Source organism: Thiothrix litoralis (assembly GCF_017901135.1).
Classification (GTDB): Bacteria; Pseudomonadota; Gammaproteobacteria; order Thiotrichales; family Thiotrichaceae; genus Thiothrix; species Thiothrix litoralis.
Genome location: NZ_CP072801.1, coordinates 1,641,469 through 1,654,024, shown reverse-complemented (window position 1 = coordinate 1,654,024; position 12,556 = coordinate 1,641,469). Strand labels below are relative to the sequence as shown.

8 protein-coding genes are annotated in these 12,556 nt (G+C 52.9%); 4 read left to right on the top strand and 4 right to left on the bottom strand.

The genetic code is table 11. The annotated features are described in order from the left end of the window. Position 1: 1 nt before the first annotated feature. From sdhA to J9253_RS08010, 4 genes are read right to left on the bottom strand one after another with little or no spacing between them, the layout of a single operon-like run. The gene (gene sdhA, locus J9253_RS08025; protein ID WP_210224089.1) at positions 2-1,789 is read right to left on the bottom strand and encodes a succinate dehydrogenase flavoprotein subunit; all 1,788 of its coding nucleotides are present in this window, start codon (positions 1,787-1,789) and stop codon (positions 2-4) included. 23 nt (positions 1,790-1,812) lie between these two features. Next, complete coding sequence (gene sdhD, locus J9253_RS08020) at positions 1,813-2,193, bottom strand: succinate dehydrogenase, hydrophobic membrane anchor protein (RefSeq protein WP_210224088.1); 381 nt, start codon at positions 2,191-2,193, stop codon at positions 1,813-1,815. Positions 2,194-2,216: 23 nt separating this feature from the next. Further along, a complete protein-coding gene (gene sdhC / locus J9253_RS08015) occupies positions 2,217-2,594 on the bottom strand; it encodes a succinate dehydrogenase, cytochrome b556 subunit (protein WP_210224087.1) in 378 nt (125 codons plus the stop codon). Positions 2,595-2,628: 34 nt separating this feature from the next. Further along, positions 2,629-3,318: a GntR family transcriptional regulator gene (locus J9253_RS08010; RefSeq protein WP_210224086.1), complete on the bottom strand. Its 690-nt coding sequence runs from the start codon at positions 3,316-3,318 to the stop codon at positions 2,629-2,631. Between the two features lie 262 nt (positions 3,319-3,580). On the opposite strand from J9253_RS08010, the gene J9253_RS08005 reads away from it, so the two are divergent. The 4 genes from J9253_RS08005 to J9253_RS07990 all read left to right on the top strand — a co-directional run bounded on the left by J9253_RS08005 (position 3,581) and on the right by J9253_RS07990 (position 12,491). Continuing rightward, complete coding sequence (locus tag J9253_RS08005; protein WP_210224085.1) at positions 3,581-6,424, top strand: 2-oxoglutarate dehydrogenase E1 component; 2,844 nt, start codon at positions 3,581-3,583, stop codon at positions 6,422-6,424. 14 nt (positions 6,425-6,438) lie between these two features. After that, on the top strand, positions 6,439-7,560 hold the full coding sequence (gene zapE / locus J9253_RS08000; RefSeq protein WP_210224084.1) for a cell division protein ZapE: 1,122 nt from the start codon (positions 6,439-6,441) through the stop codon (positions 7,558-7,560). Between the two features lie 82 nt (positions 7,561-7,642). Next, positions 7,643-10,546, top strand: a complete 2,904-nt coding sequence (locus tag J9253_RS07995) for an nSTAND1 domain-containing NTPase (protein ID WP_210224083.1) — start codon at positions 7,643-7,645, stop codon at positions 10,544-10,546. A gap of 229 nt (positions 10,547-10,775) precedes the next feature. Beyond that, positions 10,776-12,491 (top strand): AAA family ATPase, encoded by a 1,716-nt coding sequence (locus J9253_RS07990; RefSeq protein WP_210224082.1) that lies wholly within the window; start codon positions 10,776-10,778, stop codon positions 12,489-12,491. The last annotated feature ends 65 nt before the right edge of the window (positions 12,492-12,556 follow it).

The following is a 12,556-nucleotide window of genomic DNA, read 5'->3' as shown; positions in this document are numbered from 1 at the left end:
TTTAGTAGACCCGTTTCTTCGGCGCGATGTATTCGATTTCATCCGTCAACGTGTACGTGTGGACGGGGCGATAGTCGATGGAGACTTTGCCAGCTTCATCCACCCAAGAGATGGAGTGTTTCATCCAGCCAGCATCATCGCGTTCCGGGAAGTCTTCACGGGCATGAGCACCACGGCTTTCTTCGCGGTTGAGGGCGCAATTGATGGAGGTCTGGGCGCAATCCAACAGGTTGGCAAGCTCGAAGGTTTCCATCAGGTCGGAATTCCACACCAGACCACGATCCTTGACGGCAACATCGTTGAAGCTGGCGTAAATCTCATTCATTTTCGCGACACCTTCTTGCATGGACTCGCCGGTACGGAAGACCGCTGCGTGTTTTTGCATGGTGCGCTGCATAGCATCGCGGATGTCGGCGGTGGATTTGCTGCCGTCAGCAGTGTGGATGCGCTTGAAACGGTCGAGGGCTTTTTGTACGCCAGATTCAGGCAATTCTTGCTGAGTTGCGCCTGCGGTCAAGGTTTCAGCGCAACGGTTGGCTGCTGCACGCCCGAAGACCACGATGTCCAGCAAGGAGTTGGAACCCAGACGGTTCGCGCCGTGAACCGATACGCAAGCACATTCACCAATCGCCATCAGGCCGGGAACCACAGAATCCGGTTCGCCATCTTTCAGGGTCACGACTTCGCCGTGATAATTGGTGGGGATGCCGCCCATATTGTAATGCACTGTCGGCAATACTGGGATTGGCTCTTTGGTGACATCAACGCCAGCAAAGATACGCGCACTTTCGGCGATACCCGGCAGGCGTTCGTGGATAACTTCCGGCCCTAAATGTTCCAGGTGCAAGTGGATGTGGTCGGTTTCCTTGCCCACGCCCCGGCCTTCGTTGATTTCGATGGTCATGGCGCGGCTTACTACGTCACGTGAGGCAAGGTCTTTGGCATTCGGTGCGTAACGTTCCATGAAACGTTCGCCTTGGGAATTGGTCAGGTAGCCACCTTCACCGCGCACGCCTTCAGTGATCAAACAACCGGAGCCGTAGATACCGGTTGGGTGGAACTGGGTGAATTCCATGTCCTGTAAGGGCAGGCCAGCGCGGGTTACCATGCCGTTACCGTCACCCGTACAGGTGTGTGCTGAGGTAGCAGAGAAGTAGGCACGACCGTAACCGCCGGTTGCCAGTACGACTTTTTGCGCACGGAAGATACGCAGGACACCATTCGCCAGATCCCACGCCAGTACCCCACGGCAGACGCCTTCCTCATCCATGATCAGGTCGGTCGCGAAATGCTCGATGAAGAATACCGCATCGTGACGCAGCGATTGCTGGTACAGGGTATGCAAAATCGCGTGCCCGGTACGGTCAGCCGCCGCGCAAGTACGGTGAGCAATGCCTTTGCCGAATTCAGTGGTCATGCCGCCAAACGGACGTTGGTAAATACGGCCTTCCTCAGTACGCGAAAACGGCACGCCCTGATGTTCCAGTTCGATGACCGCCGGAATCGCTTCGCGGCACATGTATTCGATGGCATCTTGGTCGCCCAGCCAGTCCGAGCCTTTTACGGTGTCGTACATATGCCATTGCCATTTATCCGGCCCCATATTGCCGAGCGCGGCGGACATGCCGCCTTGTGCTGCGACGGTATGGCTACGCGTTGGGAATACTTTGGTAATACAGGCTGTTGATAAGCCTTTTACCGCCATCCCGAAGGTGGCACGCAAGCCCGCACCACCCGCACCCACGACCACGACATCGTAGGTGTGATGTTCAATTTTGTACTCAGTCATTGTGTAATCAACCTCTTCTGTCATCAGCCTGCGAAAGCGACGCGTAAAATACTCAAAACACTACTGGTTCCCAACAACACCAGCACCAGTTTCATTCCGATCATGGCAGCAATCTTGTAGCCTTCATGATGGATATAATCTTCAATGATCACCGTCAGCCCCTGAATGGCATGAAGGAACGTGGTAAACACGAACAGGGTGAGCATGGTGGTGGTGAATGGTTGGGCGAACCACGCCGCGACAGTGGCGTAATCATCGCCAGAATGCGCGGCGACGGCAAATACGACCCACAGGGTCAGGGGAACCAGCGCCACCGCTGTTACCCGTTGCATCCACCAATGTTTTACCCCGTCACTGGTTGTACCCAGGCCGCTGGCGCGTTTGAAAGGTGTCAATAAACTCATGTGTAGCAATTCCTCAACAGGGTTCAGGCAACAAGCCAAAGCAGGATAGTGAGTACGAAGGATGCCGCAACGGTAATTTTACCGCCAAGGTAAACCGTGGGTAGTTCAAAGCCAAAGCCAGCATCCCAGACTAGGTGGCGGATGCCGTTGGCAAGGTGATAAAACAGCGCCCATGACCAGCCAAACAACATCAACTGCCCCAACCACGAGCCGAAGATCGCATTGGCAGTGTTAAAAGATTCTTCGCCCCCGGCAATCGCAGCAAGCCAGTACACCACCAGCAACGTGCCGACAGCCAGTGCCGCACCCGTTACCCGGTGCAGGATGGATAGCACCGAGGTGATTTGTGGTTTGTACACCTGCAAATGGGGTGAAAGTGGTCGTTTGTTCGCGGTCTTCATGAATAATCCCCGTTGATAGAAATGTCGTGGGCGGTCAGCCTTCCGAATGTGGCATCTGTTCCAGTAGCTTGCAGGCATAGTCCCGCGAAGCACGGATGTGATGACGCATCAAAGTTTCCGCCATTTCCCCGTCGCGCCGTTCAATGGCGGACACGATCAGGTTGTGTTCCTGAAATGCCTGTTCGCTGCGGCTAAAGCCGGACTGGATACGGAAGCGGTAAAACCGCACCAAATCATACAAATCCTGACATAACATGCGGATCAGACGTTTGTTCTTGCTGCCTTGAATGATGGAAAAGTGAAAATCCAGATCCACATCGTGCTGTGAGTAGCTTTGATGTTGGGCGATTTCCGCTTTGTGTTGCTCCAGAATCTTACGCAGGCGCACCACTTCTTCTTCCGTCATGTTCTCCGCTGCCAGTCGCGCAGCCATACCTTCCGCTGCTTCACGTATTTGGTAAATTTCCACCAGTTGTTCTGTGGAAAAACCAATGATGCGTGCACCAATATTGGGCTTGCGCGTCACTAAATTGCAATTTTCCAGTTTGCCGATGGCTTCCCGCAGGGAACCTCGACTCACGCCATACGCTGCTGCCAGCTCTGGCTCACTAATCTTTTTTCCGGCGGGAATCTCTCCCTCCAGAATGGCACGTCGCAGATCTATGAATAACTTGTCTGCAATCGTTACCGGATCCTGCAATTTGCAGGCTGTCAGAAAGGCCATGGTGCTACCTCAAGTTGTCGACATCTTATGCGTTATGTTGACAATAATACCTTGAAATAGCGCTTTTTCAAGAAAAACATCCTGACATTGTTGACACTTTGAAGTTATAATGTCGACACTATAACCAAGAAATGACTGTTTTTGACCTGAAATAGTGGGTGATAAGCCCACTTGCGACACCAATGTGTCGACAATGCACTACTTTGCTGCGGTGCGTCAAGTCATGAATGTTTGATATTTACCATCAATGTAGGTTTATCACATGAACAAAGGAGCAGGGCAGGTTACGGCCTGGAATGTCGATACGCAATTGGACGGTAACAGCGTGTTGTACCTCGAAGAAATGTACGAACGCTATTTGCAGGAGCCAGACTCCATCCCCGCCAGTTGGCAGCACTATTTTGATGCATTGCCACAGGTCAACGGGCAAGACCGTGACGCTCGCCACTCACTGGTGAAAGATTATTTCCGCGCTTACGCCGCCAAGCCGCAAGCCCATGCTGCTCCGGCGGCGAATAATAGCGCTGATCTGGAACACGAGCGCAAGCAAGTCAAAGTATTGCAGCTCATCAACGCTTACCGCTTCCTCGGTCACTTCCACGCCAAAACCAATCCGCTGGATGAAAATACCCCGGCATTCGTCAAAGAACTGACGCTGGCGTATCACTCATTGAGCGAAGCTGATCTGGGGACGACCTTTAATACCGGTTCCCTGTTTTCCTCTGACCAAATGACGTTGCGCGACATTCTGGCGCAACTGGAACAGACCTATTGCGGGCATGTTGGGGTGCAATACATGCACATTACCAACACCGAACAGAAACGCTGGATTCAGCAACGTCTGGAAACGGTGCGTTCCACGACTGCTTACACCCATGATGAGAAGCTCGAAATCCTCGACCGCCTCACCGCTGCCGAAGGTCTGGAACGTTACCTGCACACCAATTACGTCGGGCAGAAACGTTTCTCACTGGAAGGCGGCGAAAGCCTGATCCCCATGTTGAACACCCTGATCCAGCACGGTGGCACGCTGGGGGCGCAGGAAATGGTCATCGGCATGGCACACCGTGGGCGTCTGAATGTGCTGGTCAATGTATTGGGCAAAGCGCCAGGCATGTTGTTTGGCGAGTTTGAAGGCAAATATTCCTACACCGGGCGCACAGGTGATGTGAAATACCACATGGGTTACGCCTCCGATATGATGACGCCGGGCGGCGCAGTTCATGTGGCGATGGCCTTCAACCCTTCACATCTGGAAATTGTTGGCCCGGTGGTGCAAGGTGCTGTACGCGCCCGCCAAGACCGTTGGGACGACGCGGGTGGTGACAAGATTATCCCGGTGGTGTTGCACGGCGATGCGGCGTTCGCAGGGCAGGGTGTCAACATGGAAATGCTACAAATGGTGGAAACCCGTGGCTACCGCACCTATGGCACGATTCACATCGTCATCAATAATCAGGTCGGTTTTACCACCAGTGCAGCCTCCGATGCACGTTCCACCTTCTACTGTACCGACATTGCCAAAATGGTCGACTCCCCGGTTTTCCACGTCAACGGCGATGACCCGGAAGCGGTGGTGTTAGTGACCAAACTGGCCTTCGATTACCGCGCCAAGTTCGACAAGGATGTGGTGATTGATCTGGTGTGCTACCGCCGCCACGGTCACAACGAAGCCGATGAGCCATCCGCCACCCAGCCGGTGATGTACCGCAAAATTCGTTCCATGCCAACCACCCGCGAACGCTACGCCCAGCAACTGATTGCTGAGGGCGTTATCAGTGCGGAAGCCTCGCAGGAACGTGTGCAACGTTGCCGCCAGCAACTGACTGAAGGCGCACCCACCGTGCCGCATTTGCTGGAAAAAGGCAAAGTGGAAAACCCCCACCCGGTCAAATGGAAACGCTTTGTCGGCGGTGCGTGGGATATGCCTGCGGATACTAGCGTTAGTGCTGAGACAGTGCGCGAACTGGGTGAAAAGCTGACCATCGTACCGGAAGGTTTCCAACTCAATTCCCGCGTGGCGCGTATCGTTGCTGACCGTAAAAAAATGGCAGCAGGCGAACAGCCTATGGATTGGGGCTTCTGCGAAAACCTAGCTTACGCAACCCTGATCAAGGAAGGCTACCCCATTCGTTTGTCGGGTGAAGACTGCGGGCGTGGTACGTTCTTCCATCGCCACGCGGTATTCCATGAGCAGGAAACCGGTGAAACTTACGTGCCCTTGCAAAACCTTTCCCCAGCGCAACTGCCGTTTGTGGTGATCGACTCGTTGCTGTCAGAAGAGGCGGTACTGGCATTTGAATACGGTTATGCCACCACCGAAGCCAATATGATGACCATTTGGGAAGCGCAATTCGGTGACTTCGCCAACTGTGCGCAAGTGGTTATCGACCAGTTCATCAGCTCCGGCGAACAGAAATGGGGCTTGTTGTGCGGCTTGGTTATGTTGCTGCCACACGGTTATGAAGGTCAGGGGCCAGAGCACTCCTCCGCGCGTTTGGAACGTTACTTACAGCTGTGTGCTCAAGATAACATGCAGGTGTGTGTGCCTAGTACGCCAGCGCAGGCGTTCCACATGCTGCGTCGTCAGATGGTGCGTGATTACCGCACCCCGTTGATCGTGATGACACCGAAAAGCCTGTTGCGCCACCCCTTGGCGGTGAACAGCATGGAAGACCTGACCGAGCGTGGCTTCCAGAATGTTATCGACGAAATTGACGCGCTTGACCCCTTGGCGGTAACACGTCTGGTGATGTGCAGTGGTAAGGTTTATTACGATTTGCTGGAAAAGCGTCGCAATGCTGGCCTTGAGGATGTGGCGATTGTGCGTATCGAACAGTTGTACCCCTTCCCCGAAGCGGATATGAACGCGCTGCTCGACCGTTACCCGAATATTGCGGTGAATGTCTGGTGTCAGGAAGAGCCATTGAATCAGGGCGCATGGTTAAGCATTCAGCCATCCTTGCGTCTTGTATTGGGTGGTTTGGCACGCTTGGATGTATCCAGTCGCCCAGCATCTGCTTCACCAGCGGTAGGGAGCGCTAAAGTACATGCTGCACAGCAACAAGAATTAGTGAATACTGCATTAGGAATTGTTGAATCATGAAGGAAGGAAACGTTATGCCATTACTGAAGCATTATCACGATGCCATTAAGGAGGGTGCGATCCAGAAAGATCCAGCCCAACTGGAAGGCATTCAGGTATTGCAGGAAGTCTGGAACGGACTGCTTAAACCACGTGAAAAAGCGCCTGTTGCGCGCTCACGCGGTTTTTTAGCGGTTTTTTCCAAGCAGCGGCATGACGTTTCGATTGATCCAGTGCGCGGCGCTTACCTGTGGGGTGGCGTCGGGCGCGGCAAGACTTGGCTGATGGATATGTTTTACGCCCGCATTCCGCTGGTGGAAAAACGTCGGATGCATTACCACCATTTCATGTTCTTCATTCACGAAGAGCTGAAAAAATTGTCACGTCACCGTAATCCGTTGGAAGCGGTGGCCGTGGAATTGGCAAAGGATGTGCGTTTACTGTGTATCGACGAATTCCATGTCATGGATATTGTCGATGCAATGTTGCTGCACGGCTTGCTGGATGCAATGTGCAAGCACGGTATTACCATCGTGACGACTTCCAATCGTCCACCTGATGATTTGTATTTGAATGGCTTGCAGCGCGAACGCTTCCTGCCTGCCATTGCCTTGTTGAAAAAGCACACCCATGTGGTGGAGCTGGACAACAATATTGACTACCGCATGTTGAAACAGGCTAGTCACGACAGTTTCCTCGAAGACGATGACGCCGTACTGGTGGAGCACGAGCTGGAAAAATGTTTCGCTGAATTGGCGACAGGCGCTATCGAAATCGGTCAAGACATTGAGGTGCAGGGGCGTACCTTGCCTACCCATCGCTTGTCTGAAAACATTGTGTGGTTTGATTTCCAGACCTTGTGTGAAACTGCCCGCTCTACCCGCGATTACATCGAGTTGGCGGAACGCTTTGATTACATTGTGCTGTCAGGTTTGCATGTGCTGACTGAGGACAATGAATCAGCAGCGCGGCGTTTTCTCAATCTGATTGATGAGCTGTACGACCGCAATGTGCAGTTTATTTTCTCTACCACGATTTCACTGGAAAACCTGTATCAGGGGCACAAGTTGCGTTTTGAGTTCCAGCGGGCGCTGAGTCGGCTGAATGAGATGCAGGGTGATGATTACCAGCAGGTAAGGCTGGGCGAAGCGATGTGAACTTTGAGTTCTGCGAATCCCGGTTTTGACGAGTATTTTTGTGCCATAATCCTTGCTATTCCTATGGGCTTGGAGATCGGGCATGAGTACAACCCCGCCGAACGCACAAATTTTCCTCAGTTATAGCCGCACCAATCTGGAAGCGGCGATTGCTTTGCGTACCGAACTGGAAAAAGCTGGATTCACGGTTTTTCGTGACGAAGACTCCATCCGTGCGGGCGATAACTGGATGGAGTGCCTGCAAACCGCGTTGAAAGATTGTTCTGCTTTCGTGCTGCTCTATGGTCATGAAGGTGTGCGGCGTTGGGTGGGGGCGGAAGTGCAGTATGCCTTGGGTCGCAACCTTTCCCCGCACGATGATGCTTTGCGCCTGCCGATTTTCCCCATCTTGTTGCCGGAAGGTGACTTGCACAACCTGCCACCGTTTTTAAGCCTGTTCCAGATCCAGCGTTGGCAAGCAGACCAAGCCTTGCCTGACACGCTCATTCAGGCTATCCGTGACAAGGCCGAACTGCTGGATGACAGCAATAGCTTCGATGGTTGCCCATACCTTGGTTTGGGTGCGTTCCAGCAACAAGATGCCAGGCTGTTTTTCGGGCGGCGCAAGGAGACACTGGAAGCCCTCAAATTCCTCGGCACGCAACGCGACAGCAACCCAAACAATATCCATATCGACACCCAATACTGCCGCTGGCTGCAAATCGAAGGCAACAGCGGCGCAGGCAAGTCGTCGCTGGTGAATGCTGGGATGTTGCCGCTGATTCAGCAAGGCGCATTGTGGGCGCGGACTGGCTACGAAAAGTGGCAAATCATTGGCCCGATGATGCCGGGTAAGCAACCGCTCAGACAGTTGGCGGAGGCTCTGGTACATGCTTTCCCTGATATTGATAAGGATGGTTCGCTGGGGTTGCAAACCAAAATGGAAGCTGACCAGCGTGTTCTAGCTTACAGGTTAGGTGACCGCAAACAGGCGGATACTGCTTTCCTGCTGGTGGTTGATCAGTTCGAGGAATTGTTTACCTTTGCCGAAGAAACCGAGAAGCGCCAGTTTGATGCCCAGCTTGCCTACGCGCTGGCGGATAGCACTTGCCCGCTATTTTTGATCAGCACCGTGCGTATCGACTTTCTGGATGGCTTTGAGCGTTTGGGCAAATTGTCAGAACGCTACAACGACCAGTGCAAACGCTACCTGCTGAAAACCCTGTCACAAGACGGTATCCGCCAGGTCATCGAACAACCCGCCCGCTTGGCGGGGCTGGATGCCAGCGAAATCACCAGCGCCATTTTAAGCGACACCGAAAACGAACCCGGCGCATTGCCACTGGTGGAAAATGCGCTGTATTACTTGTGGAAACACCGCAAAGGCAATCGTCTCAGCTACGAGTTGTACCGCAGCCAAGGCAAACTGATTGGTTTATTGGGGATGCAAGCCGATGCCCTGCTGGAACGGCTGGACAAGGAAAAAGACATTCCCAAAGGCCGCGAAGGGGCGTTGGAACTGTTGTTGCACCTGACCCGCATCAACCCGCAGGGCAACCACACCCGCGAACGTATCCCGCTGTTGAAAGCGCGGCAGATTGCGGGTGAGGAGGACGAGGCACGCGGGCAGAAAATCATCGACTATTTGGCGGGCAAGCGGGTTGAAGGCGGCAATGGCAGTTCGCGCTTGATCACTACCGTTGGTGAGAAAAAGGACGATGAGGCGGGTACGTGGGATGTCACCACGGGTGCTTACCGTGAACCCAAATACGAAGGCAAATACGTTGACCTGATCCACGAAACCCTGATCCGCGCCCGCCCGGTAGACAAAACGGACAAGGGCGGCAAACTGGTTGGCTATTGGGAAACGCTCTACAACTACATCGACAAAAACCGTGACAGGCTATTTTACCGCGACCAATTGAAGGAACAGGCTGCGACATGGCAAGCCAGCGGCTGGTTCGGGCGGTGGTGGCATTTGGCGGGTTGGTCTGACATCAGGCACTACCGCAAGGTGCGTCCCGGCAAGGCCACATTGGAAGGGCGTTTCCTGCGCCAAAGCGAACGCATGGCATGGCTGCAAGGCGGGGTAATGGCGTTGCTGCTGGGCTTCGTCGGGCAATCCTACCTGTGGACGCTGGATAACAGCTTACCGCCATCCTACCTGCTGACCTTGCAGAAATTTCGCCTGATGAACTTGGGCTGGTTAGATGAGCCGTTGCCTGAAATGCTGGAAAAAGAAATCCAGCCGCCCGCTGGTGAATTCCGGGTAGGAGAGTACGACAAAGAGTTTGGTGAAATGGCAAATAAAGTGCTGAAAGACTCAGGGCAGTATGTACAACAAAATTTTGGCTATCCCGCAACCAATGCCACGATTCCACAGCCTTTTTTCATTGGCAAGTATGAAGTGACTTATGAACAGTATGATTACTACGTCTGGCAGCAGCAAAGTACACAAAAAGACCTGAAATACCCGAACGGTGAACCCAGCAAGAACGAACGCGGGCAACGTGCCGTTACTTATGTGTCGTGGAACGATGCCAATGCCTACTTGCAATGGTTGGGTACAAAAACGGAAGGCAAGTACCAGTACCGCCTGCCAACGGAAGCTGAATGGGAATATGTTGCCCGTGCCGGAACGGATACGCCTTACTGGTGGGGTGATCAATATGCTGCAAAAGGCAAAGCGAACTGTGATGGTTGCGATGAGCAATGGGGTGGCAAGTATGTAGCACCAATAGGCAGTTTTGCCCCTAATGCTTTCGGGCTGTATGACACGGCGGGCAATATCTGGGAATGGACATGTTCGGAATGGAAAACAGATTTTGATGGCAGTGAAAGCCGTTGTATAGAGCCTAAAAATGAGGAGGGTATGCGGGTGTTGCGCGGTGGTTCGTGGAGCTCCAAACCTGTGTGGTTGCGTTCCTCCGCGCGTCTCAGGAGCTTCACTGCCAACCGTAACATCACTGTGGGTTTTCGTGTATTGCGTTCAGCCAGGACTAATTAACCCTTTTCCCTTTACCGTCGGGGAGAAAATCCTCCCCCAGCCCCTCCTTTTTCAAAGGAGGGGGTAAGAGGTAGCATTGGTTGGTTTTACGAAGTGACTCCGGCCTCCCCCTTTGAAAAAGGGGGATCGAGGGGGATTTTCTTCGTGGTTTTTGCGACACCCTCCCAGCGGGTTAGGGAGGCGCGTTGTGCTATAGTTCTGGGGAATCCATCGGTTACGAGGCAGCGGCATGAACCAGAAACTCCCCTACGGCGAGAGCAATTTCAAAAAAGTCATCAGCGGCGGCTACGTCTACATTGACAAGACGGCATACATCGCGCAATTGGAAAACACTGGCAGCTACCACTTCCTGCTGCGCCCGCGCCGTTTCGGCAAAAGCCTGTTTGTGTCGATGCTGGCGCATTACTACGATGTTAGCCGTGCCGATGAATTTGATGCGCTGTTTGGCAAGCTCTACATCGGGCAACAGCCTACCTCACTGAAAAATGCTTATCAGGTGTTGCTGATGGATTTCAGCGGGATTGCCACTGCTACCGCTGAGCGGGTACATAACGGTTTTACAGCTTCAGTCAATGCCAGCATAGGGAGTTTTTTACACCGTTATGGCTACGCGCCTGAGGTGTTTGCCCATATCACACAAAAAACCACTTCTGAAGAAAAAATCCGTATTTTCTTTGAAGCAGTGAAAATAGCGGATCAAAAAATCCTGCTGCTGATCGACGAATATGACCATTTTGCCAATACCTTACTGGCAGAAGACCGTGCACTGTTTCAAACCATTATGGGCAAAGGCGGTTTTGTACGCAGCTTTTATGAAGTGCTAAAAAGTGCCACCATGACCGGTGTATTAGATCGCCTGTTCATCACCGGGGTTACGCCCTTGATGTTGGATAGCCTCACCAGTGGTTTCAATATCGCGGAAAACCTTTCCATCAAGGCTGATTTTAACGCCGCGATGGGCTTTACCCATGCTGAGACACAGGGGTTGCTGCAACCTTTGGCAGAGCAGTGCAAGCTGGAAACGGCAGTGATAATGGTGGATGTTACGGATTGGTATAACGGCTACCGTTTCCACCCGGATGGAACCGAAACCGTATTTAACTCGGATATGGTGCTGTATTTCGCCAAGAACTTTGATCGCGACAAATGCGCCTACCCCAAGCGAATGCTGGACGATAATATCGCCTCCGATTACCGCAAAATCATGGCCTTGTTCCAGATTGGCGACCGCGAAGCCAATTATCAGGTGCTGGATGACCTGATCAACAGTGACGAAGTGCTGGCAGTGCAGCAACGCAAATTTGAGCTGGATAAACATTTTGACCGTAACGATTTCATCAGCCTGTTGGCCTACATGGGGTTTGTGACGATCAGTGGCGAAACCATGACCCAGACCCGTTTTGCCATCCCCAACCATGTTATCCGCGAGCTGTATTTCCAATATTTCAAAGTGGAGCTGGAACAGCGCAACCAACTGACCTTACCCAACCAGACGTTGGCTGTCGCCATTGAAACGCTGGCTTTACAAGGTGATTTGCAGCCCTTGGCGGTGGAAATGCAGCGGGTGTTGGAAGGGCTTTCCAACCGCGACCTGATCAAGCTGGATGAAAAGCACATCAAAACCCTGCTATTGACGTTGCTGTACCAGTTTCCGATTTACTTCATCCAGAGCGAACGCGAAATGGGCAGGAAATACCCCGATGTCATGTTATTGGAGCGCAGCCCGTTTGCGGTCAAGCACCAGCATTTGATCGAGCTGAAATACGCCAAAAAAGGCGACGGTGAAGCGGGCTGGGCAGCCAAAAAGCAGGAAGGTATCGAGCAGGTACAAGGTTATTTACAACTGCCTGCCATTGCTGCGTTGCCCAAGCTCCGCGCGTGGCTGATGCTGACGGATAGCGAGCGGGTCGAAGTTGTTGCGTTGTCATCGGGGTTAGGCAATTAATCCGGTTTGTATGACGTAAATCCGTATTCCATCGTTGAGTTGGGTTAGAATGGCGGCGTTTGCCG

Excerpts from the sequence above, each read along its gene's own strand:
- J9253_RS08010 (WP_210224086.1), bottom strand. The coding sequence starts at position 3,318 with ATGGCCTTTCTGACAGCCTGCAAATTGCAGGATCCGGTAACGATTGCA.
- sdhA (WP_210224089.1), bottom strand. The coding sequence starts at position 1,789 with ATGACTGAGTACAAAATTGAACATCACACCTACGATGTCGTGGTCGTG.
- J9253_RS07990 (WP_210224082.1), top strand. The coding sequence starts at position 10,776 with ATGAACCAGAAACTCCCCTACGGCGAGAGCAATTTCAAAAAAGTCATC.
- zapE (WP_210224084.1), top strand. The coding sequence starts at position 6,439 with ATGCCATTACTGAAGCATTATCACGATGCCATTAAGGAGGGTGCGATC.
- J9253_RS07995 (WP_210224083.1), top strand. The coding sequence starts at position 7,643 with ATGAGTACAACCCCGCCGAACGCACAAATTTTCCTCAGTTATAGCCGC.
- J9253_RS08005 (WP_210224085.1), top strand. The coding sequence starts at position 3,581 with ATGAACAAAGGAGCAGGGCAGGTTACGGCCTGGAATGTCGATACGCAA.
- sdhD (WP_210224088.1), bottom strand. The coding sequence starts at position 2,193 with ATGAGTTTATTGACACCTTTCAAACGCGCCAGCGGCCTGGGTACAACC.
- sdhC (WP_210224087.1), bottom strand. The coding sequence starts at position 2,594 with ATGAAGACCGCGAACAAACGACCACTTTCACCCCATTTGCAGGTGTAC.